We start from the raw sequence: 26,369 nt of genomic DNA on the forward strand, positions 1-26,369 counted from the left end.
TTGGACACACTTCGCCTATCGCTTGTGATCGCGTCCCCGAACGTGGTGTAGCTCGCGCCTTGGCGTCGTGCTCTCCGGCATAGCCGGCTGTGTCATGCTGCCATGGTTGCCAGCATGATGGCTGGATCATCGCTGAGCGGGGCGATGGTCTCAAGGGTCATGTAGCGGGCGCGAGCGAGCACCTTCGCGCCGATCTTCACCACCTTATCGCGGATGGTAGTCAACGATCAGCTTTCAATCTCGTCGGGCAGAGCCAGGTGCGCAGGAAATTGGACAGGTTGTAGGCCAGGGCGTGAAGCTGGAGCCGTACCGCGCTGGCCTTCATCGTCCGGCATGACAGCCGGGTTCACTTCACCGCGTTCTTGCCAAAAACATCACCTTGATTTTTATGCCTGATTCACAATCAGGCGTCACGAAACCACGAAGTCATCTGGGAAATCCTGGTCCGTATATTTCGCGCAAAGATGGAAAGTGGGTGGATTCACTGTTGCTTATGCACCAGAATTTGAGATGCTCGAGCCGAGGAGGCGTGCAAGCAGATACAAGCTCAACGAGAACGCCTTGGTTCCACGCGGCTTTCTCCTTTATTCGGTGACGAGGCATTGGGGAGTGGAGTTTGGCTTCTTTCGGGATGACATATCTTTCGCCGGACGCGATGCGCGATGCGCGCAAGTTCATGAACGCGGATCAAAAAGGTGTCCGTGACGAGATCGGCTTCCTGATCGTCCATCAGCGTTATGCTGACCGCTTTTTTCCTGGCACCTCGGTCCTGCACACCCGGCTGCGTTACGTCCTGTTCGTGCCTTGGCTCTACCGAGACGAACAAGCGAAGCCGGCAAGGGGGCAGCGGACCCAAGACAGTGTAATGCGCCGCGAATATCTGCTCACGGGGCGGCTGATGAAAGAACCGTTCGGCGTCATCGGCATCCGAAACTACCCCCTACCTGTCGAGCAGCGTCCCAGCCAGGTATATTGGGGGGCGCTGCAACGCTGGGGCATTGTGCGCGAGCAGGAGGGGACAGGGCCACTCAGCCGGTATCAGGTCGAGCGCATCGTTTCCGGTAAAGCCGGCGGCCCACTGAAGGACGACGAGGGGACGTTGCTGAACGGTATCTCCTGGCCTTTCGTGTGTCCCGAGCCCCCCGAAGAATGGTATCAGGAGGGGGAAGGCACGCTCAGCTTCGATCTCACCGCGAAAGAGAAGAAGTTCCTGGCGAAGCGGCTGCGAAGCCTCACCTCACCGAAGAACCCGGGGGCTCGGTCGATCTTTTCGCTCTTGGTCGGGCAAGACGTGTCATCGAGCCGGACCGCATGGAGTCCCCAAATCCGTGACCTTGCCGAAACCGAACGGCCGGCGCTCGAGCGCGCGGGGTGGGCCGCCGCGTTGGCGGCGATCGGCCGTGCTGTCTATGCTGCGCAGGTCGAGACGCTGTGCGACACGCTAGACGGAAGCAAGCGCTCCTCGACCCAGCGCGACGCATTGCCGGAGGTCCTGGAGCGATGGGGGGGCAGGCCGACCGGCTCGACTGGACGGCTTTTCTCGAGGACATGCAGGACAGGAGCGAATTCTCGCCCGTCGTCTCGGTCGCGCTGGGCGATACGTTGTCGTGGATCCGCGCCGGGCATAGCGATCCGATGCGGCTCGAGGCGGTGTACCGTGATGCAGAGATCCATCGGAAGGGCCGCCGCGCGCGGCTGTCGCGCAATCAATCCGGGCTCGATCAGCGTGCCAACTGGGACAATGATCACCATCCGCGCGGCGAGCCGCTCCACTATCGATGGGACCGGGTGCAGATGTTGCTCAGGGATCTCGTGGGCGCATGAAGAAGGCTCCGAAGGATTTCCCGGGCCAGGCGTTTCTCGAACTGCTGCGACCGCCAAAGCTCATGCGCACGCGGTTCGCGCTGTTTGCCGCCTATTCAGCCGATCCGATCGTGCTGGGAGGCGCCCTGCTCAACCTGCATGCGCGCGGCCGCGACAATGCCAGCGGGAATAAGTCCGACTTTGCCGGTGCAATCGAGGCACTGCGCGACCGGGTCCGGTTCATCGTCCAGCGCGGGCGCATCCATCGCGGCCCCAAGCTTCCACGGATCGCCGCAGTGCTCGACCAGTTCGTGGTCGAGATGCCGTATCGCGAGCGCTCGAACAGCTGGCACCCGAAGGTCGCGCTGATCTGCTACGAGGACGACAAGTTGCACCATTTCTGGCGCTTCTGGATAGGCAGCCGCAACCTCACGACCAGCCGGGACCTCGATCTTGGGCTCGTGCTCGACGGCGAAAGCCGCCGGCGCAAGGGAAGCCAAGCGATCAGCGGCATCGACGCGCTTGGTGCGACCTTGGCGCGGGAGGCGGGCCTCGCCGACCTCGATCCCGACGATTTAGCGGGTGAGCTAAAGACGGTTCGGTGGATGGCCCCGGAGGGCATCCATGTGGACAGCGTAGATCTCTGGACGCGCGACGCAGAGCCGGTGCCGCCGTTTGACAGGCCGGAAGCTCGCAAGATCGTGGTCCTGAGCCCCTTCCTGTGCGACACGTTCGCCGCCACACTCAACGATATGACGGCTGGTTGCTCCGACCGCACGCTCGTCACGACCCTGTCAGCGGTACGCAAGCTCGGGGCGGACGGGCGCGCCGGCCTATCCGACTTCAAATTGCTCTCGCTCGCCGTGCCGAGCCCGAATGGGAGTGATGTGGAGGACATCCCGCGCGAAGCCGCCCGCAATTCCGCGACCGATGAGGAGGATGAGGGGCAGGCCGGCACGGCGCATTCCGGTTTGCATGCCAAGCTGTTCGCTTCGATCAACGGCGGGCGCATCGACATCGTCGCCGGCAGCGCCAACGCCACGGATCGCGCCTGGTCGGGCCACAATGCAGAGGCGGTTGCCCGGTTTAGCGGCGGCATCGCTGAGATAGACGGCGTCATCGCGATCATCAACTCCGCCACACCGATATCGGCGGCGCTGCTGGAGGTGCTCTCTGACGAGGGGGAAGCCAATGCGCCCAAGCACCAGCTGGAGCAGGTTCGATGGATGCTGGCGGACATGCCGTTGACGCTCCGGCGCGATAGAAAACTATTCACACTTGAGAGTGAACAGGCACCATCACTGCCGGCCTCGGCCCGCCTCGAGGTCGGCCTCGCGACGATGGCGCTATATCCTTGGGAGCACGGCGCGATGCAGGTCGCGCTCGGCGAGGCCCCGCTTTCGCTGCAGACCGATCTCGTCCAGTTCCGCCTGACGCTCGGCGACCTGCCGACGGCTTCCTGGCTTCTGCGCGTGCCGATCGCACCGATGATCGACGGCGACCGCAATTCCGCGGCGATCAGTCGCTTCCTCGGCGTCGGCGGCATACAGGCTTGGCTGCGCGAAATGTTGGAGGGTAAGGCCGGCGCGGGTGCCGAGGACGATTGGGATGTTGAGTCGGATGGAAGGGTGGGCCGGCGCAAGAGCTGGAAGCATGACGGCTTCGCGCTCGAGGATATCCTGACGGCTTGGGCGAAGGATCAGGTGCAGAAAGCCAATTCCCTTAGGCGGGTCGACGCGATGCTCGATCGCTATGTCGAGGCCGTCCTCGCGCATGGCGAGCATCTCTCGAAGGAGGATCGCGCCGACCTCATGGCGCTTCAGGGGACCTGGAGCGTCGCACGCGACGTGCTGTTGAAGAAATGAGTAGCACCCCACGCCCGTTTCAGGAGGCCACGGTCGCCGCCGCCGTCGAGGCGCTCACCGGCAAGGGGAGCCGCCGCTTCCTCGTCGCTGACGAAGTCGGATTGGGCAAGACCACGGTCGCACGCGAAGTCCTGCGTCATCTGTCGCGAGGCGGCACCAAGCCGTTCACAGTGTTCTACGTCACCAACAACACGCGCGTTTCCGATCAGAATGCATCTCGCCTCGTGGACTTTCTTGGGAACAAGGGTGCTAGGCGGCGGGCGCTCTCTAAGGTCGACCGGCTGTCGATGATCCCACTCGACCAACGACCGCTTACCGAGCCGCGGTCGCTGCTTCGGGTTTATTCGCTTGCACCGCAGACCTCGTTTCCGGTCGAAGGCAAGCATCAGTCGCCGGGGGCGGCCGTCGAAAGGGCATTCCTCGGCCTCCTGCTCCAACGCGCCGTACCGGGGGTGTCGGAGAAGCTGCCCGCGCTGTTCATCCAGCAGCGCGCCGGAAAGAGTTGGGAAGGCGCATGTCGCACCGCCGATCGGCTCATAGGCGGTATCGATCCGAAGCTCGTCGATACCTATCGCAACGCGCTGGAGGCGCGCTTCAACCCGGAAGGCAAGAAGAAACCTAGCCTGGCCGACCGCATTGCCGCTGCTGCAGACACCAAACCCCACTCGCGCACCCTGATCGTCTTGAGGCGGCTGCTTGCCGAGGCGTGTCTGGAAGCCACGCCGCCCGATCTCATCATATTCGACGAATTTCAGCGCTTCCGAGAGATGTTGGCTCCCGCAGCCCGTGATCGCCTCGGCTGGGCGCTGCTCGGGATCGGGCGGAAGAAGCCGGCCATGTTGCTTCTGTCGGCGACACCCTACCGCCTCTACGGCGAGTCCTGGGATGGCAAGGACGGGCCGCAGGCGCATGAAGAACTGTTCGAGACGATCGAGTTCCTGACCCGGAGCAAGGATGCCCGCGCGGAAGCCGAGCATCTGTTTACCAGCTTCGGCGAGATCCTGCGGGCGATCGGCGACGCGGAGGGGGATGTCATCGATCACCTATTGCGCGAGCGCGCGGAAGCTACACGCGACCGCATCGACGCGCTGTTGCGGCCATGCATCGCGCGAACCGAGCGCCCGCCGTCGACCAGCGAGGATTATCGGACACGCTGCATTCCCCTCCCAGTCTCACCGTGCGATCTGCGGGTGTTCAAGCAGTTTGCTAGTAAGGTATCGGCAAGGAACAAGACTGCCGCATCAGCCTACTGGCTGTCAGTCCCGCTCCCCGCGCAGGCGCTCGGATCCCGCTACAAGATTGCGGATAAGATCCAGTTCGACCGCATGCCTGGCGCCCCTTATCTGCGGGCAGGCAAGCATCTTGCCGAGGCGAAGGAAGGCTGGGGCAGCGCGAAGCTGCGAGCGCTCCAAGAGATCGCGAAGAGCCAGGAACTAGCGCTCCCTTGGGTCGCGCCCTCAATGCGGTGGTGGCGGCTCGCGGGGCCATGGGCCAACGCGCCCTCACAGAAGGTCCTGCTGTTCAGCCGCTTTCGTGCGACGCCGCAGAGCGTCGCCGCACTGATGAGCCTTTGGGTCGAAAATGCCTACCTCAACACGGTGGGCGCCGATCGCCGTCGCACGTGGGAGAGCAAGCGTCTCGCGCCACAGTCCGGCTTGCCGGTGATGGGGCTATTTCACCCTTCTCCGTTCCTGATCCGCACCACAGATCCGCTAAAGGGTCACCACGCAAAGGTGAGTTCTGCACTCAAGACTGTGACCAACCAGCTCCGCCGCGCGCTGAGCGCTCTCAAAATTGCCGTCCGCGATAAGCCGAAGAAAGACGCAGAGCGCTCCCGCCCACTGTGGAGCCTACTTGCCGCGATCGAGAAAAAATCGGGCGATTATGACGCCACCCAGGCGGCATGGGTCGCAACGGCAGGTGATGAAGCCGTGCTTGGGCGGATCGTCGCGGAGCGTGATGACTTAGAGGCGATTGAGTGGATCAGCACCAAGGAATTTGACCGCCTCGCCGAGATCGCGCTGTCGTCGCCTGCCGTGGCCGTTGGTCGCGCGCTTCTGCGCCACTTTCCGAAGGCTATCGGCGCCGAGCATGTTTACGATCTTACTTGGTTCTGCTGGCATCGTCTCCGCACCTATCTCGACAATCGTGTCTTCTGGGGCCGGCTCGGCGATGGCAGCATCACCGAAGTGCTGGTCGCCGCGGTGCGGGATGGCTGCCTCGAAAGCGTGCTCGACGAGCATTTCTGGCTCGCACAAGGGCAAGTCGATGCCGCGCAGCTGCTGGACGAGCTCGGCTCGGCGCTGCACGCCTCGCGCGGCTGGTTCACCTTTCGCGGCATGCCGACATCCGCAAATACGATACGTCTGCGATGCCACGCCGCCGTGCCGTTCAGCGGCACGGAGAAGGCCGATGCCGAGACGACCGAGCGAGCGCTTTCCGATTCCGAGGTGGATGTGCCGCCGCGTGCCGAGGGTCTCAGACGCGCTTTCAACACGCCGTTCTGGCCGCATGTCCTCGCCACGACGTCGATCGGTCAGGAGGGACTCGATTTTCACAGCTGGTGTCGGCGGATCGTCCATTGGGATCTCCCGTCGAACCCGGTCGACCTTGAGCAACGCGAAGGACGAATATCGCGCTATGGCGGTTTGTTGGTCCGCCGGCCGCTCGGCGAAAAGGTGCGCGAGGACGCGGTGGCTGCCGGCAGGTTCGGGCGATCGCCTTGGAATGCGGCTGCTGCACTCGGCGAGGAGCTGTTCGCCAACGACACTGGACTGTCGCCGTGGTGGACGTTCGAGAACGCCGATATTGACCGACATGTTCTGGCATTGTTGAAGAGCCGCGAGATCGCGCGCTTCGATCATCTCCAGCGCCAGCGTTTGCTGTACCGCCTGGCCCTTGGTCAGCCGAACCAGGAGGATTTGGTCAATCACCTTGCGCGCGGCAGTGACGAGAAGATCGCAGCACTCAGTACTCTCGCTCTTGATCTCCGGCCGGCAGCAGGGGCGCCTAAGCAACCTCTCGGTAGCGACGCAACTAATTCCGCGTTGCACATATGACCAGTCTTGGGCGCGTTGTCGGCAGCCGATACCGAAGAGTGGATGTCGGGAATGGCGGTTATCCCAGTTGGGGGCCATCAACCAGACAGGCAGGAGACGACCCCATAGCAGTTGCTCCGAGACTGAATGCCAACTGACTTCGAAGATAGTGAAGCGATAACCCTAACCTCCCACACTTCAGCGCTTGCCCCCGCACCGAGATCTTAACTTTCAGCTCTTGCAGCCTACGGAGACGTGACGTACTGTGGTGCCATTCGCGATCTTCCAGATCGCGAGGCTGGAGTTTCAGCTAAATCAATAGCTGAGCCATAGATGGCGAAACCTCCCGTAGGGGACGCCATCCACCGGATGGCCGCACATAGGATGGATCACCCTTCATCCGCCTCATGTCCCCTTCGTCTAGAGGCCTAGGACACCGCCCTTTCACGGCGGCGACACGGGTTCGAATCCCGTAGGGGACGCCACGCCTCCAGCGTTTCGGCTGGATTTTGCGGGACAATCTGGGGACAAATGGATCCGCGGGACATCCAGCGGAGACAGCATTCCCATGGCTACCATCGCCCCCCGGAAGAACCGGGACGGCCAGGTCATTGGCTACCAGGTGAAGATCCGGCGTACCGGCTTCCCCGCCCAATCCAAAACCTTCGAGACCAGGACCGACGCGAAGCGTTGGGCCGCCGAGATGGAATCGGAAATCTCCCGTGGCGTCTTCGTCGATCGCAGCGAGGCGGAGCGCAACACCCTGGGTGACTTGATACGCCGGTATCAGGCGGAGATCACACCCACCAAGCTGGGAGGCGTCAAGGAGAGGGGCCACTTGGCGGTGATCCTGGATGACCAGATCAGCCTGATGCGGATGACCATGCTGGCGTCGAAGGACGTGGGCGCCTTCCGTGATCGGATGGCCGCCGCCGCTTACGCTCCGGCGACCATCGTCCGCCGGCTGAACCTTATCGCGACCGTCATCAACCACGCCCGGTCTGAATGGGGTGTCCATGTGGTCGACAATATGGCGTCGGCCAAGCTCACAGCGCGCCCGAAGGGGGCTGACCGGAAGCGGGAACGCCGGTTGCAGCCCGCCCGCGTCATCGCGGGACAGGAGGAATATCCCGCAGAGGAGGAAATCCTGTTCAAGGCGCTTGCGGTGGGCCGTCACGCGGCTCTGACGGTGCCACTAGCCCGGCTGGCCATCGAGACCGCCGCGCGGCAGGGCGAACTGTGCTCGCTCGACTGGAAGGACGTGGACCTGGAGAAGCGGGTCATGACCATCCGTGGCTTGAGCGGCGTAGGCTCCAAGAACGGCGACGTGCGTAGGGTGCCCCTTTCCAGTGCCGCGGTGGAGGCCATTCGTTCTCTCCCCGGGTTCGGGGCCAAGGCCGGCCGGCTTTTCCCGGTCGACCAGAACGCGCTCAAAATCACCTTCGCCCGTACAGTGGGGAAGAAGATCCCCGACCTGACCTTCCACGACCTTCGGCACGAGGCGACCAGCCGGCTCGCCAAGGTTTACACCAATCCCTTGGAGCTAATGCGGGTCACCGGGCACAAGACGCTGTCGATGCTGAGCCGGTACTACCACGCCGATGCGGAGGAACTGGCTCAGCGGCTGGCGTGAGGGTAAAGCTCAACAGCGTGGTCATGCTTGAGGCGCTAATGAAGAAATGGCTGTTCAGAACCATTCCGCATCGGTGGTGACAAGGGCAGGATATGCGCGACCTAGGGCTTCCAGCTGTTCGAAATCAACAAGCTTATCGACCGGCTGCTTGCGAATAAGGTCCAGAGCTTCGGCCGCCTCCAAAGGTTCGGTATCCTGAGCTATGGGCGCGCGGACGAACTCCATCAACTGCTGGCCCTTAAGGGCCGCATCATAGACCGCTCGGACCTCCGCCATGCGTCTTAAATTGTCCAGCGCCAGGTACAATGTCGAGCGATCGGTCAACAAACACCGGTCGTCAAATTCGAGCAATGCATTAAGGGTATATTTGTAATGGGCTCCGGGTACGCTATTCGGCAACAGGAATAGCCTCAGCGATTGGCAGCCCGGTTCCTGTACCGCCTCGCCCAAGAGGCGGCAGACTCTATCGCTGCTCAGTCCTTCCGGGCGGATCACGGGGTGGCCGCCGATGACAGCTGGTGGGGTGGAGAAGCATAATCTTACGCCTGGTCCCAAGGTGCCGCTGGCGGGGATGAACGCCAGGCCTTCCTCCTCAAACGCTCGTCGGATGGCGTTGACCGTGACGTCCTTGGGCGTGGTCAGGCCGCGTTCAATGTTGTTCAGGCTGGTGGTGGACAACCCGCAACGGTACGCTAATGAAGCGCGCCGGGATTGTCGGAGGCGTTTTGGTTTGAGTCAGGCGGCCATCGCCGGAGTGTCCGTCATGGCGTGGAAGCGAGCCTCAGCTTCGGCGGGCGGGATGTTGCCAATGGGCCCTAGGATCCGCCGGTGGTTGAACCAATCGACCCATTCCAGGGTGGCGTATTCAACGGCCTCGAAGGATCGCCATGGCCCACGCCGGTGAATCACCTCGGCCTGGTAGAGGCCGTTGATGGTTTCCGCCAGGGCGTTGTCGTAGCTGTCGCCGACACTGCCGACCGAGGGCTCGATCCCGGCGTCCACCAGGCGCTCGGTGTATTTGATGCTGACGTATTGAACGCCCCTGTCCGAATGGTGAACCAGGCCGCCGTGCTTGGCTGGGCGTCGTTCATGCAGGGCCTGCTCCAGGGCATCGAGCACGAAGGCGGCATGGGCCGTCCGCGACACCCGCCAGCCGACGATGCGCCGGGCGTAGGCGTCGATGACGAAGGCCACGTAGACGAAGCCCTGCCAGGTGGCGACATAGGTCAAATCCGACAGCCACAGCATGTTCGGCCGGGGCGCATGGAATTGCTGATTGACGTGGTCCAGCGGACAGGGCGCTGCCTTGTCGCTCACCGGCTTGCCCCGGATTACACCTCGCAGGCCCAGTTCCCGCATCAGTCGGGCGACCGTGCAACGCGCGACGGCGTGGCCCTCCCGCTTGAGCTGGTGCCAGACCTTGCGCACGCCGTAGACGGCGAAGTTCTCGTCGAACACCCGCCGTATCGCGACCTTCAACCGTGTGTCCCGCTTGGCCCGCGCCGGCAGGCGGTCCGGGTCGGAACGCCGCGACGCATGCCGGTGATAGGTCGACGGGGCGATCGGCAACACCTGGCAGATCGGCTCGACCCCGTGCGCACCCCGATGCTCATCAATGAAGGCAATCATGGCTTGAACCGGCGGTCGAGCTCCGCCGCCGCAAAATACGCGCTCGCCTTGCGCAGGATCTCATTTGCTTGGCGCAGTTCCCGGTTCTCCCGTTCCAGCGCCCTCAGCCGTTCCGCCACATCGCTGGGCACACCGGCCCGCGTGCCTGCTTCAACCTCGGCCTTCTTAACCCATTCGTTCAGCGTCTGGCCCGAACAGCCGATCTTCGCCGCGATCGACATCACCGCCGCCCAACGGGACGGATGATCCTTCTCATGATCCAGCACCAGCCGCACCGCGCGGGACCGAACTTCGGGGAAAACTTGTTCGTCGTCTTGCTCATCGTGGCTTCAGCCTCTCAGGAGTGAAAGCCTCCGACAATCCCGGCGCGCTTCACCTCGCGCACCCATAGAGTTGTCAAGCAGACTCCAGTCCTCGGACAGATGGTCTCGAGCTTGATGGAGCAGGATGTTCCAATTTGGATCGACAGCACGAAGGACCACCTTTTTCAGGGCACATGTATAGGAAAAATGCGGCGTGCGCGATGTTACGCAACATGTGCACAACCGTTTCACGACCGCTTCTCGATTTCCCGGTCCATCGCGACCGCTATTTTAGAACGGTACCGGGCCGGCTCGGCCGACGCTGTCGCAAGGCCCCGGCTTGGATGCCGTGCCGTGAGGCGCGGCGCCTTGCGCCGCAGAAGAGGAGTGATTTTCGGATGTACAGGATAGGAAAGTATGCCCTGGCTTTGGGCATCTGCGCTGCCGTGCTCGCGGAGCCCGCCATGGCGCATCATTCCTTCGCCATGTTCGACAAGAACAAACTGTCCGAACTCAAGAGCGTGACGGTGGTTCAATACACATGGGGCAATCCACACGTCTATATTATTGTCAAAAGTGACGAGACGACCTACACGCTGGAATGCGGAAGTATTTCAAACATGAGCGAGACGGGCTGGAAATTCAATACGCTCAAGGGTGGTGACAAGATCGACGTCGTGTTTTACCCGCTACACAACGGCAAGCCGGGAGGAGCGCTCAAAGTCGCGACTCTGTCCGACGGCAAGAAGTTGGAAGCGTGATGATCGACGCTTGCAAGCCCGTATCAGAATAAAAAAGGACAAGGGAAGGTCCTAAAATGGACTTTAAAGATATAGCGAGATTCGCTCTTGCGCTGACTATTTGTACGGAGTGGGTCGCCGACACCGCGTTGGCGGATACGGCCACCGCCCGCACCAAGGGTGAGCCGAACATCACCGGCGTCTGGGAACGTTATCCTAGCGCCTTCCCGGAGGGGGTCACCGCCTTCGACGACATTCCACCACCCGGTAATGGACCCGACCTGAAGGAGCCCTATGCCAGCCAGTGGAAAGCTCAAGAGGCCAAACGCCAAGCGGCGCTGGACGCCGGCACACCACTTGTTGACGCTAGTACGCGTTGTCTGCCTGAAGGCATGCCGACGATCATGCAAGCCATCTATCCCATCCAGATCCTCCAGACTCCGGGGCAAATCACGGTTCTGGCGGAGCTTTTCATGCAGACCCGCCGCGTCTACATTGACCAGCCGTTTCCGGCGCCCGATGACCTTGCGCCATCATATTATGGTTTTTCATCCGCGCATTGGCATGGAGATACCCTTGTTGTAAAAACACGCGGTATTCGGAAGGACGTCCAGTTCTTCGAAATTCCTCATAGCGATGCGATGACCATCGCGGAACATTACCGACTGATCAAGCCCAACAGGCTGAGGGTAGATATCTCCATTGAGGATCCAGTATATCTCAATACGCCATACCGCTTTACATATGAATACAAGCGGAATGACAAATACCGGATATCCGAATATGTTTGCGATCATCGCCTTGACGTGATCAATTCCGATGGGACCGTGTCCCTAGGGGTAAAATGAATCGCAACGGCTTCAGGGCGCTTTATAGTCTCGCGGCGCTCCTGCTCTTGCCCTGGAGCGCCGCGCCATTGACCGCTGGCGCGCCGCCGGAGCCAGCCCAAGAAGGCAAATGAAGACCATCAGTACCTCGGCACCCGATGCGACTTCGCACGCCCTGGCCGAAGAGGCGCGCGAAGTGCGGGATTTCATCGCCTCCAATCGATCCGAAACCCTCCTGCGTCTTTTCGATTTTCTTCTTCGGCAGTCGATCGAGGGGCGGCGACCCAAGGAAACGGAGATCGCCGTGGAGGTGTTTCCAGGGGGCCCTGCCGCTTCGGGCGTCCAGGGCTCACAGGTACGGGTCGGCATTTATCGCCTCCGCAAAAAACTTGATCTCTATTATGCGGACAAGCCCGGGAAGCGCCTCATCATTCCGCAGGGCGAGTACGGGTTCGTCCTCAAATCGCCGGATGCCTCCAACCACAATGAAAAAGCGCCTGCCGAAGACGAACGTGTGCGGCCGCGCCATGGCCACTCCGTTCGAGTGGCTGCCTCTATCCTGCTTTTAGCGAATGTCGCCCTGGTCTGGTTGCTTTTCAGAGGCACCATCGGCGTTGGCGGCCCGGCTGACCAACCGGCGTTCTGGCGGTCGTTCGGGGAAAAAACCACCGTCTTCGCTATGGGCGACTATTTCATGTTCATCAGCAAGCCGAGTGAAAAAGGGGTTGAGGAAATCATCCAGGATCCGTCCATCGACTCTGCCGATACGTTTTATGAATATGTCACCAAGACGGCAAGCGAAAGGGACAGCCTCAGAAACGAGGATCTCTATGCGGTGAGTTCGGACATTGTGGGTTCGATCAGCAGGCTGTGGTCCTACCTCAAGGATTACCGGCTCACCGCTGTGGCATCGTCGGCGCTTGATCCCAATATCATGAAAACGTCGAATATCGTCTATGTCGGCGCGCTCGATGCTCTTAACCCATTGCTGAAGAACCCGCTTTTCCGCGCTTCGCAATTCAACTGCGCGACCACGTGCTACGAGTTGGTCGATAGGCCGTCCGGCCGACGGTTCCTCTCCGACAGCCCCTACCTGTTGGATGACGGGATCATCCCCCGGCGCGACTATGGCTATATAGCGGGCTTTCCGGGACCTTCGGGTAATCAGGTCCTGATCGTTTCCGGCACGGGGGACGCCGGAGTTACGCAGATGGCCGGCATCGTCACCGACGCGAACAAGCTAGAGGAGCTTCGCCAACGGGTCGGAGGGAACCTCAGATCATTTGAGGCCCTGTACCAGGTGCGCACAATGTTCAGTCAGAGCTATGGAAATTTGCTTTTGATTGCCCGGCCGATCAATTCCGACCGGATTTGGGAAACATCGGTAAATAATGGTTCCGTGCCCTAACGACTGGCGGTCCCTGGCCCTCCGTTTTCAGTGGTCGCGCGATCAGAAGGCTCGTGTCGAATATCAGCCCTCCAACGGTGCGGACCTGATAGAGCGCCTCGAACGCCGCCGCGCCATGCGTCTGACGGGCCAGCAGGTCGAGTTCACGCTTGTCGGACACAAGCTTGACCATACGGGAAAGCCCGGCATCCTCGATGCCGGAGATGACAAGGATCTGGTTGCCCGACGGCCCGGGATAGCTGGCGACATAGCCATAGTCATAACCGTAGGCCGGCGCGGCTGGATGCGTGGCGTCCGAATTCTGTGCGGATTCGGATCGCGCCGTGAATACTTTGCCTGAGGCTATGTCCCTCATCTCATCGAAATTTTGGCTGGGGACGAAACCGGACATTTGAAGGATGGGGGAACGCGGCGTCCCCAGCTGTGCGAAATAGTCGATAAATATGACGTTCCCCGAGTCAATCGCGTCCTGGGATAGTTGCGACACCGGGGTCATGTCCGGAATGCCGTGGTCGGCGCGCATGGCCGATACCAACGGCAAGATCGCCGCCGCTCCGGTGGCCACGCGCGCCGGCACCCGGTGAATGTCGCGATCGTGCAGCTTGCTGAAGTCGTCGGGATGCAGAGTCAGGTAATTATCGAGATCCCGTCCTGACTGGATTAGAGGATTCATTATAAGGCGCCGTGGCTTGCCATCGGGGCCACTTTCTACAACCACATAGAAGTCGCCTACGGCGATCACAGGCAACCGTTTATGCACCGCGACCGGCCGCCAAAAGGCCGTCTGCCAGAGGGGCGACGGGCCACGGTTCAGCTGCTCGAAAAGGAAGAAGGCAGCCCATCCAAGCACGCTCGCGGCGAACATGACCGCGAGCCGCCGCCAAGCCGCACTTCGGGCGGGCGGCGGTTCAGGAGGGGGTACGGCTTCCTTCTCCTCCGTATCCTCAGGCCCGGGGGCCAAGATCAGGCGATATTCCCCTTTGGGGATCTGCAAGCGAGGTCCGCTTTTTCCCGTATTGAAATGATCCAGCCGCTGGCGGAGCCGGGACATATGCCCTCGCACCATCGAATCCTGCGAGGTGTCGAACGCCGCGCTCTTGCCGAATACGGCCATGGCTATTTCGATTTCCTTGGGAGCCCGGCGATCCGCCGAACGCTCCAAAAGATAGTCGAATAGCTGCGTCAGGATCACGGAGCGGTTTTCACCCAGCAGCACCGCCCGGAACTGCGAGGCCTCAGCGGCGATCAGCGCTTCTTTCTCATCGCCGGGCTGATCAGTTGGCACGGTGAGGTTCGACCGCATAATGGTTACCAGCAGGAGGTATCTCGTCCTGCCCCATCCGGAGTGTCAATGCGCCCCCCTTTGTTCAAACAGTTCGGCATTGCAGCGACGAGGCTGGCGAAACCGGGGCCTATCGTCAAGCACGGCCGGTTACGGCCTGGATCGTCGCGTCAACCTATATCCAGGTCGACGCGCTGGGCGTTGAAGGAGTAGCCGGGCATGGCTCTCCGCATCAGGGCGGATTCGGCAATGGCCGTTTCCTCCGAGGTTACCGGGCCCGCGGTGCCGGTACGGTCCGTATTTCCGCTGAACTCGCGGATTCCTTTGAGATCGGCCCAGACAAGCCAGAAGGACTTGCCATCGGGTGCGATCCATTTAGGCGCGATCTGGGGTGAATACGCCCGCGCGGCGGGGTCGCCACCGGGCGTCCAGGCGGCCTCCTCATGTACCTGACGCCAGGGCCCCCAAGGTGTCGCGGAGACCCAGAAGCCCAAATAGCCGGGCTTGGCGAATTCAGTGCCGTCAGGGGCGCAGCCCGTCCCGGCGCTGACCATCATGTACAAATCCAGGGGTTCGTTATAGACCACGCTCGGCAACCATGTTTCGACGACGATGTCGCCGGGGAAAAGGTTGGAGCGGTTGACCCAGCCACGCGGAAATACATGGACCGGCTTTCGTCCGCCGATGTCAGCCACCCATCGTGCCACGCCATGGCCCGCCCATCCTCCGAAGAACTCATAGGCGTCGCGGTTGGGTATCCGGTCGATGGGCACCCGGAACATCATCAGCTCGTTCATCAGGCCATCGATATTGCCATTCGGGCCATATACATAAATATACCCGTCGCGGTTCGCGCGATAATCCTGGCCCATCTGGAGAATGGAAAGCAGTGAGAAACAGCCGTTTGGTTCGTTGAAGAAAGCGAGCCGCTTGCGCGACTGCTCCCTCCATCCCTCCCATCTGACCGGAGAGGTACCGTCCTGATTGCGCCATGACCGCCCACCGTCATCGGATTGAATGAGCTTGGCGGCTGTCCAGCGGCGGGGCCGCTCTGCCGCCTGGTCCAGCGCGCTCAGAAATTGATATATCCGGCCGCCCACAGCCAGCAGGCCATGTCCGTGATAATGAGGGGCGTCTTCCGGTTCGCCGGCTTCATCGACATGCGGGTAACCATCGAATTGGGTCACGGTGGCGTCGGTCGGGCCGCCACCGATGCTCCACAAGGACCTCTTGAAGGATTTCGTGGGAGGATTGAGCCAACCTGGCCCGTCATTGACGACGACCAATTGACGATCGTCCGCACCCCAACTCATCTTATAACCGTCCCCCAGGCTGGGCAGCCTCAGTATCGTTTCGTCTTGCCGCCGCAGGGACCGGACGGAAGCGGCGCCCCCCGAAGGGCGGAGTGCCGCCAGCACACCGGTGCTGGCGGTAGGCAGCGTCTGGGCCGCCATACCCATTGCCAGGGCCTGTATCAGGAAATCGCGTCTTTGCGGCATGCGAGATCACTCCGTGATCGAGGCGTTGGTCACCCTGCAGGAACTTGAGGTTTTTTCCAGCCGGGGCGGGCCGCCTCGGCTGGCTGGCTGCCCCTGGCCGGTCAAGCAGGCGACCTTCGAATTCAGGTCGCCGCGAAGTCCGCCTCAGAAACTCTGCTGGAACTGCACGCCGAACTGGCGTGGGCGGCTGACCACGCCACGGGGGTAGCGTTCATAGGTTCCGTCAGCAAGAAGCATCTGGCGTTCGAAGCCCGCGGCAGGCTGGTCACCAAAGTTCAGGCGTTCATCCAGCAGATTCTTGACGTAAAATAAGACCTGGGATTGCCCGAAACTCACGCCGATATTGCCGTTGACCATGTTGAACGCCTGGCGCACCACAAAGCCTCCGCGCCCGGTCGGGACATCGACGGAGCCAGTATAGCTGTAGTCGGCAGCAATAAAGAGCTGATAGTCATGACTGAGGTCCACCTGGTAGAATCCAGATATGGTCCCACTCCATTGCGGAACCTGAGAAAGGGGACTGTTCGCGGGTTGCGGCAGCACGCCGGGATCCAGAAGGACGCCATCGGTATAGCCGAGCCCCAACTCGATCGTGAACGGCACCCCGGCGAAGGGACGGCCGGAAACCTCCATTTCGCCGCCCCGGATACGCGCCTTACCCGCATTCGTCGTGACGGACAGGGTGCAGGTGGGCAAATAAACCGACTGCTGGATGTCGGACCAGTCAATTTGAAAGACCGCCGCGGACGCACTGAGCCGGCCCTCTGCCAGCCGGCTCTTGATTCCGGCCTCATAGCTCCACAGCGTGTCGGATCGATACTGCCGCAACGCATCCCCATTCAGGCCCAAATGCGCAAGGTCGGCCGAACAAAGATCCGCTGGGAGGGATTGCTGCGCGCCCCCGGCCCTGAAGCCCTTGGACACAGAGGCATAGATATTGCCCTGCTCGTCCAGCTTATAGGAGACCACGGCTTTGGGAATGAGCCCCAACTCGCTGTTCCCAATGGCTGGCACATAGGATGACCCGGCGGGTAGGAAGACGAATCCCTGGTCCTCGTTTGCGTCGGTCTTCTGATTTGTCCAATATTGCCGCAGGCCTGCCGTGACGGTCAGCTTCGGGATGATCTCATAATATAGTTCGCCGAAAAGCGCCGCATCGTTGCTGTGAATGAACGTGCCATTGGCGGCGAGATAGGACGGATTGAAGCCCGCGTCGGCCAGCGCCGGAATCGGAGTGACCGGCACGGTGTCACGGCGGTTCTGATGCTGGTAGAATACCCCGGCAATGCCGGAAAGGTGCGGTAATAGCGTGCCATCATCGAAGGAAACGCGACTTTCGTGCGTGAGCCGCGTTTCGGTATGGTGGGTATCCTGGTAAATGGGTGTATTGCCGAAGTCGATCCCCGTAGCCTGGGTAAGGTACAGGTTGCTCCCCTCGGTGTCGTCTTCCCGCTCGTTGATCCGGCGCGCGAAATAGCTGGTGGAAGAAGCCACGGAGAAATCGTCTCCGGTATAGTTCAGGACGAACGACCCAATACCCCAGCGATCTCGGGAATATTCCTGCACGTCTTGGGCACGGTCCACCGTGTAGGACAAGGGTTTATAATCGGGGTAGGGTACGTAGGCGGCCGGAAAGCCGTGCAGGTCGCTTGACTGGCCCATGGCGCTGATGGTCGCCTCCACCTCGTCCGTCAGTTTGGCCCGAAGCGTGACCGACGCCGCGTAGGTGTCATTGCGACCCTGTCCATCCCTGGAGACAAGATTGCCGGAAGCATCGGGAAACCGGCGCGTGATGAATCCGGAATCCCGAGTATCGGCAATGGCGACATCGAGGCCGAGCTGACCGGGAGCAAGCACGACGTTTGCGACGACGTTGCCATCATAATCAAGCCCCCCGCCTTCGGTTCCGCCGCCCTGCACCTGCACCTCGCCCGAATTCTCAGTCAATGAAGGCTTGCGGGTGATGAAGCGCACGTTGCCCCCCATGGAACTGGCACCGAACAGGGTTCCCTGGGGGCCCTTGAGCACTTCGATGCGATCGAGGTCCAGCGTCAACGGACTGACGGATGAGGGCACCGGCGTGTCATTGATATAGTAGGATGTCGTCCCACTGCCGGCCACGCCACGAATGGTGGTCTGGCGGCTACCGCTCCACAACAGATCCGCTCCTTGACCATATTGGAAGGTCAGGTTGGGAATGCGGGTCGCATAATCGGTAAAATTCTGAATGTTCTGCGTCTTCAGATAATCGGACGAATAGGCGGTGATGGAGGCTGGGACGTCCAATGCCTTCTCATCCTTCCGCCTGGCCGATACGACGATCTCGGCAATATTGAGTCCATCGCTGCCGTCATTCTGCTTCGTGGCTTGCTCCTGTGCATAGACCACGCCCATTGGGGTGGACAGGACGGAACAGGCGAGCAGTAGTACGCGTAAAGACATGAACGTTTTTCGTTCATTTGGAATTGCGGTGCCGCATTCCAAGACCAGCCGATTCTTCAAACCCGTCATGACGGTTTGCTCTCCCCGATTTTGAAAATATGTTTGTTGGCCAGCTTGCGCTTCGCTCCCAGTCAGCGCTTGTCGCGGTTCAAGCCTCGACACCGTCATTTGGCTGGTGCTTCGCCGGCCTTGGCGGTCGTTTTTGGATCACAACAATGAAGCTGAATACGCATATTTGTTGCTTAATGTAAACGATGCCCGAGATAAACGCAGCAAGGCTGCTTGAAACTGTCCGGAAACGTTTCGGAGTATCCCGTAACGTCGTCCGAGAGCGCCCGTACGTGTGTACGTTCCCCGGTCGCGGTTGGAGGGACAGCATGTCAAGGCGACCAGGGGGCCCGAAGGCGTGACCCCGAAGGCGTGACCCCGAAGGCGTGACTAGGACGGCAAGGCGCGACCGGCATCGGCCCTGGCGCTACGGTTGATGATGCGTGGGCATCGGCACGCTGCTGCGCGTGGTTCGCCGCACCAAGTCATCACGAATACCAACGGCTTCCTGGCCACCGGTCAATTCTGCGGCTTGGAACTGTTCACCCCAAGGAGTGCACTCCAGTACCGGGTCAATGTTCGGTGCAGATTGACAGGCCAGTCCCAGTCAATTCCTGGATTTCCATCTCCATCAGCTACCGGGTCTTGGCATCGTGACTGGAAGAGCGCGTCTGTTGTCGCGCCGCTTCATTGGCGTCGTAACCGTACGTAACTTGCGCGCTGAGCCTTCCCCTGCCGGATATGGGTGGAAAGCACAAAAGGGAGGTGAACCGTGCAGGATTTAGGGGCGGTCCAGAAGGGCGGACGCCGCGCGTGTGAGGCTGGAAGCTGTTGGAAAGGAACACGCGCCCTCAAGGTGACCATGCTGACAGGTTGTCTGATTTCAACTGTCAGCCACATCGCGTTGGCGGAGACGGACAACAATATCGCCGAAGACGTGATCGTGACCGCCGAGCGCCGTGATTTGATCGGCAGCGCACTGACCTCCAGTCAGGGAGTGGTGGTCAAGGACGAGTTGGACCTGCTGCCGGCCTATCGCGTGGGCCAGATGCTGGAAACGGTGCCGGGTCTGGTGGTGACCAGTCATAGCGGTGAGGGCAAGGCCAACCAATACCTGCTGCGGGGGTTCAATCTGGACCACGGCACCGACTTGGCCGTCAGTATCGACGGCATGCCTGTCAACATGCGCACCCATGCCCATGGCCAGGGCTATACCGACCTGAACTTCGTCATCCCGGAACTGGCCAACGGCTTGGGTTATACCAAGGGCCCCTATTTCGCGGCCCAGGGCGACTTCTCGGCGGTTGGATCGGTCCAGATGGGCTACGGCGACCAGATTGCGAGCCAGATGGCGTTGACGGCCGGCACGCTGGGCTATCAGCGTGCCTTTGCCGCCGGCACGACCGATCTCGGGCCCGGTCACCTCACCGCGGGTGGGGAACTGGTGCATTACGACGGCCCCTGGGACCATCCGGACAACCTGCGCAAGGGGAACGCCGTGCTGCGTTACGGCCAAGGCGACCATTACGATGGCTTCACCGTCACCGCGATGTATTACCATGCCTTATGGAACGCCACGACCGATCAGCCGGCGCGCGCCATCGATGACGGCTTGATCGGCCGCTACGGCACCTTGGACCCGTCGGATGGCGGCAAGGCTCAGCGCATGAGCCTGTCCGGCACCCTCGCCCTGCCGGTGGACAAGGGCTGGCTGGCCGGCGGCGCCGTGAAGGCCAACGCTTATGTCGTCAACAACCAGCTGACCCTGTGGAACAACTTCACCCATTTCCTGGATAATCCGGTTCTGGGAGACCAGCACGAGCAAAACGAGAACCGCATGGTGGCGGGTGGGGCGGTCAGCTACGCCAAGACATTGTCCTTGTTCGGTGTCGACCATGAACTGCTAACCGGCCTGGATGTTCGTTTCGACGACGTGAATGTTGATCTGCTGGCCACCCACCAGCGCGTGCTTTATGAGGCACTGGGCGACGACAACGTCCGGGAGGCCGGCGGCGGCGCCTACCTTCAAGCGATCAGCCATTGGACACCCTGGCTGCGCACCGTTGTCGGCGCGCGCGAGGATTACCTGACCGGCACTGACCATGGCACCAACGCCGGCGTGGTGGCTGCCCGCCTGGCGCAGCCCAAGGGCAGCGTCATCGTCACGCCCTGGGAGAGCACGGAGGTCTATGTCAGCGCGGGTCGCGGCTTCCATAGCAATGACGTGCGCGGCACAACGCAGGGCAACGCGCCGCTGCTGCCCAAGGTGGACGGGGCGGAGGTAGGCCTGCGCAGCACCCTCCTTCCCAACCTCACGGCCACGCTGACGGCCTTCCAGATGGATTTCGTGTCGGAACTGACGTACAACGCCGACGCGGGCCAGACGACGGCGGGACGTCCCAGCCGGCGCCGGGGGCTGGAACTGAACACCACCTACGCGCCCTGGTCCTGGCTGGAACTCTATGGCAGCGTCGCCTTCAGCCACGCCCGCTATACCGACCGCGATCCTGCGGGCGATTTCATCCCCGATGCCCCTAAATACATCGGTTCCCTGGCCCTGTACCTGAAGGACCTGGGATCATGGGGCGGGGTGGGGCCGTGGGCCGCCGGCACCTGGGCGGAAGGGCGGCTCTCGGGCGGGCTGGAATTCCGCTATCTCGGCTCCCATCCCCTGATCGAGGACAACAGCATCCAGTCCAACGGGTATAGCGAATGGAATCTGAGCCTGGACTATAAGCTGGAGAGCGGCCTGCGCCTGGGTATCGGCGTCTACAACATGTTCAACAGCAAGGACGATGCCGCCGACTATTATTACACCGACCGCCTGCGGGGCGAACCGGCGTCAGGCGTTCCCGACATGCATATCCATCCGCTGGAGCCTCGCTCCGTCCGCTTCACCGTCGCCCGCCAATTCTGACTCCCGTGGATGTTCATCCCAGGGCGGATCGCGCGACACCGGTAACAGGGTTGGCGCGATCCGCTCATCGGGACGACAGGGAAGGCGGTTGCGGCGCGACGAGACGCGACGGGCCCCTATGATCCTTTGGGCCGCGACCAGGCCCAGCCGGCGATGCGCCAGCCGGCGCCTTCCCGGCGCAAGGCGACGGTGAAGATCGCCCCCAATTCCGCGCCCGGCTTGCCGTTGAGCTTGTACCGGAAATCGGCGGGGACGACGACGTATGCGCTATCCGCCTCGACATCCACCCGCCAGGGCTTGCGCAGCTTGTTGACCCCGTCCGTCAGGCCGATCGACTGGTTGAATGCCGCCAGTCCCGCCGCCCAATGGGCGCACGTGTCCTTGCCGTGCCACTGAAAGGGCGCGAATTCGTCAACGATCGACGTTTCCTCGGCACAGGCGGCGATCGCGGTCGCGACGTCGCCCCGGTTCAGGCTGTCCACCCATTGGTTGACGGTCTTCATCACGTCGTCGCGGTCGGCGGCGACGGCCTGCTGAGTCAGTAACGCCATACCGGCGGCCGCGATCGTGAGGGCGCGCCTGGCGCGCCGAAGCATCTGTTTCATGGCTTCTTCCTGGAGATGAAAAGGCACCCCCCCCCCGGGGAGTACCGGCTAGCGCGCGACCACGGGATGGCGCAGCGTGCCGATGCCATCGACCGTCGCGACAATGACGTCGCCCGGCCAGACCCATTCCTGCGGGTCCCGGCCGGCGCCGACGCCAGCGGGTGTGCCGGTCGCGATGATGTCGCCTGGCTCCAGCGTGATGCCCCGGCTGATGTCGGCGACCAGTTCGTCGACCTTGAACAGCATGTACGCGGTGTTGCTGCGCTGCTTCTCCACGCCGTTGACGGTCAGCCACAAGTCGAGTGACTGCGGATCGGGGATTTCATCGGCGGTGACGACGACCGGTCCCAAGGGGCAATAGCTATCCTGCCCCTTGGAATAAATCCATTGGCCGGCGCGGCGACAATCACGTGCGCTCATATCGATGCACACCGTATAGCCGAAGACATGGCGCAGGGCGTCGGTACGGGGCACGCTTCTGGCTTTGGTGCCGACAATCACCGCCAGTTCCACCTCCCAATCAAGCTGCTGCGTGATCTTGCCGTCATGCAGGATAGGCTCGCCCGGTCCGATGACGCTGGTCGGCGGCTTGGAGAAGATCACGGGTTGGCGCGGCAGGTCCGGCGAGGTGTCGAGCGACTTGGCGCTCTCGGCGACGTGCTGGGTGTAGTTGAGGCCGATGCCGAAGATGTTCTTGCGGGGGCGGGGGATGGGCGCCAGCAGCGTCACGTTCGCCAACGGGACGGCGGTGCCGAGTGGGAACCCTCCTTCGCACTCCGCGATCAACCGGGTGGCGATCGCCACCGCTCGCGGACCCAGATCGATGAATTCCAGCATCGAAGAGGGGAAGGGAACGTTTTTCGCGCCGCCGAAGCGGGCCAGGTCGATCACGAGATCGCCGGCGATGGCGCCGAGGCGCGCCGCCGACTCCACATCGGCGCGGTAGGTGACGAGACGCATTGAAATTCCTTCAGGGTTGGTCAGGAGAGGACCGGCTGATGTCCGCCGTTCTCGCCCAGGGCTTCTTCGCGATAGAGACCGAGCGCGTGCATGACGGGCAGGTCGTGGAAGCTGAACAGGCAGGCGTCCTCGGTGGCGGAGGCGTTGGCGTGTTCGTGATACATCCAGGATGGGACGACGAAGATATCCCGCTCCCGCCAGTCGAAACGCTGCCCGTTGATCACCGACCAGCCCCGGCCTTTGGCGCACTGATAGACGAAACTGCCGGTCTGGCGGTGGGCCTTGGTTCTCTCCCCGGGTCTCAGCATTTGCATCGTCGCGCCGATGGTCGGCATCACCGGCCCGCCCGTGGCCGGGTTCACGTAATCCATGATGAGGCCGTCGAAGGGTGAGCCGTCCGAGACCCGCGCATAGCGCGACAGCGCCTCATAGGTCGGCGCCCACTCATACTTGAGCAGCGGCGAATAGCGTTTGGCCCAGTGCTGGCCCGCCGGCCGCAAGCCGGATCCGGCCCACATGGCGAGACTGTCGTCCACGGGGTGGGCGACGGCCTGCTGAAGCTCCGGGTGGACCTCGTAGAAATTGGCGTCTAGCGCGTTCATCAAGGGAATGTCGAGCCCGTCCTGCCAGATGCAGACCGTCCCGTCCTCCGCCACGCCGTGTTCGTGCCACGTGCCGTTCGGCGTCAGCACGAAGTCGTTGGCGCCCAAGGTCATCTTGTGACCATCGACATTGGTGAAGGCGCCGCTGCCTTCCATGATGAAGCGCAACGCCGACGCGCTGTGGCGGTGGCTGGACGCGCACTCGCCTGGTTTCATCACCTGCAGTCCGGCATAGAGCCATCCCACCGCGGCGACGACATCCGACCGTCCCTTGTTCTCCAGGTAAACCACGCGGCGCCCAGCCTGCTCAGGCGTCACGAGGTCAAGCGCCCTTAGCACGTCCTGGCGCAGGTCTTGGAACCGCCAGATCATCGGAACCGATGAGGATCTGGGCTGCCACGGTTCGATCTTGTTCGCGACGGTCCACAGCGCACCCGTTCCCAAGCGGCTGAGCCGCCGATAATAGTCAATCAATTCAGGTGTATCGGACACATTGGCGCGGCCAACGACATCCTCCCGATACGCGTCGTAGCTGAGCTCGGGCATGACGCCCTCCAAGGATTTATTATAGGCTTAAAATATCTTGCCAGGTCGGCAGATGCAAGTATCTTGGCGGGAACAACAACGCCGCCAAGGCGTCCACGGATGGAAGCGGGAGGGTGGCCGTGCATATGGACTTCGATTTCAGGCAACTGGTGGCGGCGGACCGCTACAAGCTGATGAGTGCCGCGATAACCCCCCGGCCCATTGCCTGGCTGACCACCCTCTCGGCCGAGGGGTATCGCAACGCCGCGCCCTACAGCTTCTTCAACATGATGGGCTCGGAGCCCCCTCTGATTGCCATCGGATTGATGCGCCGCCCCGACGGCACCTTGAAGGACAGCGCCAGGAACATCTTGGAGACGGGCGAATTCGTGGTGAATCTGGTAAGCGAGACGGACGCGCCGGCGATGAACTTCACCTGCATTGACGCGCCCCCGGAATTTGACGAACTGGAGCATGCGGGGGTCGCCGTCGCGCCCTCGGTCGCGGTCGCTCCTCCACGGATCGCCTCTGTTCCGGTCGCGATGGAATGCCGGCTTTTCCACCATGTCGATGCCGGGCAGTCCACGGTCGTCCTGGGTGAGGTGCTGCACTTTCACATCCGTGACGATCTGGTTGATCCACGGCGCCTGCATGTGGACACGTTGGCCATGGCGCTGGTCGCGCGGATGCACGGCGCCGGCTGGTACACCCGCTCGACCGACCTGTTCCAGCTTTCACGGCCCTCCTATTCGGAGTGGCCGGGGGCGGCGGGCTGATTACAGGGGCGCATCCCAGACGCGAAGGGGGGTGATGATTAGGTTGCCGATTTTGCCGTTGGCGGCGATGGTGACACTGGCTTCGATGACGCCACCTTCAAAGCGCGCGCGGTAGCGATACAGCGTGTCGCCGCACATGTCCTGCCGGCCGAACGGTGCCAGCTCCCGCAACTGGCCGAGCGCGGATATGGTCTTGGTGTAGCCGGCCATCAATTCCGTGAAGTCCAGCTTGGCGTAATCCGTGAAGTCGCCATAGGCCATCCGACCCGCCGCTATATCGCCCAGCAGGCGCTTCACCCGCTCGGTCATGGGCGGTTCCCCGTCGTTCGCCGGGGTGGCGGGTGCGCGGGCGAGGCCAGGTTCCACGATTTCCGCGACATGGCGGGCGATGGTCCCGGCGTCGGCGTTGTCGCTGTTGGCAAAGACGGCCACCGTCAGGCGGCCTTCGAGATAGCGGACGGCATAGGTCTGGAATCCCTGCCAAGTGCCGGAATGCCACCACACGCTGTTTTGGGTGTCGGTTTGCTGGAACCAGCCGAATCCATAAGGGTAAACGCAGCCATCGTTCAGGCGGGCCGGCTTCGCGACCTGGGCCCAGGAATCGTCGGTCAGCACCAGGCGGTCTGCCATGCCCACCGCCCAGGCCGCATAGTCGAGCACGGACAGGTACAGGGACCCGTCGGCGGTCGAGTTGGCGGTTGGCGAGATCCATTCGGCGTTGCGCAGCGTGCCGTCCCGCGCCTCGTAGCCTGCCGCCCGGTTGGGGATCACGGCCGTCTCATCGATGGCGCGCGCGGTGCGCATTCCCAGTGGCGTGAACACGCGCTGTCGCAAGAGGTCGGCGTAATATTGACCGCTCACCCGCTTCACAAGGAAGCCGAGGACGATGTAATCGGAATAGCTGAACCGCCAGCGGGCGCCGGCGGGGAAATTCAGCTTCTGGTTCGCGATGATGTCCAGCAATTGCGCATCGGTGTAGTCGGCGCGGAAATCGCCATTCGGCGTCGCCGGCAGGCCCGACGTGTGGTTGAGCAGTTGGCGGATCGTGATGGGCCGCCAACTGGGTGGCACTTCGGGAAGGTGGAGACGTATGGAATCGCCCAACCGAATTTTCCCATCCTGGACCAGCAGCATCACTGCGGCGGCCGTGAGCTGCATGCCGATCGCCCCGGTCTTGAACAGCGTGTCCGCATGGACGGGCACCTGATGCTCCAGGTTGGCTGAACCGTATCCTTGGGCGCGCAGCAGCCTGCCGTCGCGCACAATCGCGACCGCCAGGCCGGGAATGCCCTCGCGGGTCATCTCGGCGGCGATGTAGTCATTGACCGGTTCCGCGGTCGCGCGCGCCGGCATTCCGAGCAGAATGGCAGCGGCCAGAAGGTATTCGATCCTGTTCATGGCGAATACCCTTGCAGACGGGGAAAAATGGAACAATTGCCGAAGCGGTCATTTCCTTGGCGAAAGCGGT

17 protein-coding genes, 1 tRNA gene, 3 pseudogenes and 1 other annotated feature are annotated in these 26,369 nt (G+C 62.0%); of the genes and pseudogenes, 11 read left to right on the plus strand and 10 right to left on the minus strand.

The annotated features are described in order from the left end of the window. Positions 1–149: 149 nt before the first annotated feature. A pseudogene (locus tag UAA55_RS14295) lies at positions 150–367 on the minus strand (transposase); the annotation flags it as partial. A gap of 288 nt (positions 368–655) precedes the next feature. Between UAA55_RS14295 and UAA55_RS31325 the strand changes: the two are divergent. From UAA55_RS31325 to UAA55_RS14320, 6 genes and pseudogenes are all read left to right on the plus strand, one after another. Then, a pseudogene (locus tag UAA55_RS31325) lies at positions 656–991 on the plus strand (DUF6361 family protein); the annotation flags it as partial. Between the two features lie 509 nt (positions 992–1,500). Beyond that, complete coding sequence (locus UAA55_RS14300; protein WP_322953532.1) at positions 1,501–1,824, plus strand: hypothetical protein; 324 nt, start codon at positions 1,501–1,503, stop codon at positions 1,822–1,824. Then, positions 1,821–3,668: a phospholipase D-like domain-containing protein gene (locus tag UAA55_RS14305; RefSeq protein ID WP_322953533.1), complete on the plus strand. Its 1,848-nt coding sequence runs from the start codon at positions 1,821–1,823 to the stop codon at positions 3,666–3,668. Before UAA55_RS14300 ends, UAA55_RS14305 begins: the two co-directional genes overlap by 4 nt. Beyond that, positions 3,665–6,727, plus strand: a complete 3,063-nt coding sequence (locus tag UAA55_RS14310; protein ID WP_322953534.1) for a DEAD/DEAH box helicase — start codon at positions 3,665–3,667, stop codon at positions 6,725–6,727. Before UAA55_RS14305 ends, UAA55_RS14310 begins: the two co-directional genes overlap by 4 nt. A gap of 388 nt (positions 6,728–7,115) precedes the next feature. Then, positions 7,116–7,191: transfer RNA gene (locus tag UAA55_RS14315), tRNA-Glu, on the plus strand. Between the two features lie 83 nt (positions 7,192–7,274). Next, entirely contained in the window at positions 7,275–8,339 is a 1,065-nt protein-coding gene (locus tag UAA55_RS14320) for a site-specific integrase (RefSeq protein ID WP_322953535.1), read from the plus strand. A gap of 54 nt (positions 8,340–8,393) precedes the next feature. On the opposite strand, the gene UAA55_RS14325 is transcribed toward UAA55_RS14320, so the two are convergent. Then, positions 8,394–9,017 carry a hypothetical protein gene (locus UAA55_RS14325; RefSeq protein WP_322953537.1) on the minus strand — a complete coding sequence of 208 codons (624 nt, stop codon included), beginning with the start codon at positions 9,015–9,017 and terminating at the stop codon, positions 8,394–8,396. Between the two features lie 57 nt (positions 9,018–9,074). Next, a pseudogene (locus UAA55_RS14330) lies at positions 9,075–10,290 on the minus strand (IS3 family transposase). After that, positions 9,894–10,010, minus strand: a sequence feature (AL1L pseudoknot). Its footprint overlaps the pseudogene before it by 117 nt. Positions 10,291–10,668: 378 nt before the next feature. On the opposite strand from UAA55_RS14330, the gene UAA55_RS14335 reads away from it, so the two are divergent. The 3 genes from UAA55_RS14335 to UAA55_RS14345 all read left to right on the plus strand — a co-directional run bounded on the left by UAA55_RS14335 (position 10,669) and on the right by UAA55_RS14345 (position 13,245). Then, positions 10,669–11,031, plus strand: a complete 363-nt coding sequence (locus UAA55_RS14335; protein ID WP_050897941.1) for a DUF6152 family protein — start codon at positions 10,669–10,671, stop codon at positions 11,029–11,031. 56 nt (positions 11,032–11,087) lie between these two features. Continuing rightward, positions 11,088–11,858 carry a hypothetical protein gene (locus UAA55_RS14340; RefSeq protein ID WP_088872888.1) on the plus strand — a complete coding sequence of 257 codons (771 nt, stop codon included), beginning with the start codon at positions 11,088–11,090 and terminating at the stop codon, positions 11,856–11,858. Between the two features lie 109 nt (positions 11,859–11,967). After that, positions 11,968–13,245 carry a hypothetical protein gene (locus UAA55_RS14345; protein ID WP_322953539.1) on the plus strand — a complete coding sequence of 426 codons (1,278 nt, stop codon included), beginning with the start codon at positions 11,968–11,970 and terminating at the stop codon, positions 13,243–13,245. Here the strand turns inward: UAA55_RS14345 and UAA55_RS14350 are convergent. From UAA55_RS14350 to UAA55_RS14360, 3 genes are all read right to left on the minus strand, one after another. Beyond that, entirely contained in the window at positions 13,193–14,548 is a 1,356-nt protein-coding gene (locus UAA55_RS14350) for a hypothetical protein (RefSeq protein ID WP_322953540.1), read from the minus strand. The two genes, UAA55_RS14345 and UAA55_RS14350, sit on opposite strands and share 53 nt — an antisense overlap. Before the next feature lie 149 nt (positions 14,549–14,697). Continuing rightward, positions 14,698–16,026, minus strand: a complete 1,329-nt coding sequence (locus UAA55_RS14355; protein ID WP_322953541.1) for a hypothetical protein — start codon at positions 16,024–16,026, stop codon at positions 14,698–14,700. Positions 16,027–16,170: 144 nt separating this feature from the next. Next, positions 16,171–18,537, minus strand: a complete 2,367-nt coding sequence (locus tag UAA55_RS14360) for a TonB-dependent receptor (RefSeq protein WP_322953542.1) — start codon at positions 18,535–18,537, stop codon at positions 16,171–16,173. An 841-nt stretch (positions 18,538–19,378) separates the two neighbouring features. On the opposite strand from UAA55_RS14360, the gene UAA55_RS14365 reads away from it, so the two are divergent. Beyond that, a complete protein-coding gene (locus UAA55_RS14365; RefSeq protein ID WP_322953543.1) occupies positions 19,379–21,433 on the plus strand; it encodes a TonB-dependent receptor in 2,055 nt (684 codons plus the stop codon). Positions 21,434–21,549: 116 nt separating this feature from the next. Here the strand turns inward: UAA55_RS14365 and UAA55_RS14370 are convergent, their stop codons facing one another. The 3 genes from UAA55_RS14370 to UAA55_RS14380 are packed head-to-tail and all read right to left on the minus strand — an operon-like array spanning position 21,550 to position 24,146. After that, complete coding sequence (locus UAA55_RS14370; RefSeq protein ID WP_322953544.1) at positions 21,550–22,038, minus strand: nuclear transport factor 2 family protein; 489 nt, start codon at positions 22,036–22,038, stop codon at positions 21,550–21,552. A 48-nt stretch (positions 22,039–22,086) separates the two neighbouring features. Then, positions 22,087–22,998, minus strand: coding sequence for a fumarylacetoacetate hydrolase family protein (locus UAA55_RS14375; protein ID WP_322953545.1), 912 nt, complete (start codon positions 22,996–22,998; stop codon positions 22,087–22,089). Positions 22,999–23,018: 20 nt separating this feature from the next. Then, a complete protein-coding gene (locus UAA55_RS14380) occupies positions 23,019–24,146 on the minus strand; it encodes a cupin domain-containing protein (RefSeq protein WP_322953546.1) in 1,128 nt (375 codons plus the stop codon). Between the two features lie 125 nt (positions 24,147–24,271). Between UAA55_RS14380 and UAA55_RS14385 the strand changes: the two genes are divergently transcribed. After that, positions 24,272–24,901: a flavin reductase family protein gene (locus UAA55_RS14385; protein ID WP_322953548.1), complete on the plus strand. Its 630-nt coding sequence runs from the start codon at positions 24,272–24,274 to the stop codon at positions 24,899–24,901. On the opposite strand, the gene UAA55_RS14390 is transcribed toward UAA55_RS14385, so the two are convergent. Then, a complete protein-coding gene (locus UAA55_RS14390; RefSeq protein WP_322953550.1) occupies positions 24,902–26,299 on the minus strand; it encodes a serine hydrolase domain-containing protein in 1,398 nt (465 codons plus the stop codon). Positions 26,300–26,369 lie beyond the last annotated feature (70 nt).

Source organism: Nitrospirillum guanabarense, assembly GCF_034653355.1.
In the GTDB taxonomy this organism is placed as follows: domain Bacteria; phylum Pseudomonadota; class Alphaproteobacteria; order Azospirillales; family Azospirillaceae; genus Nitrospirillum.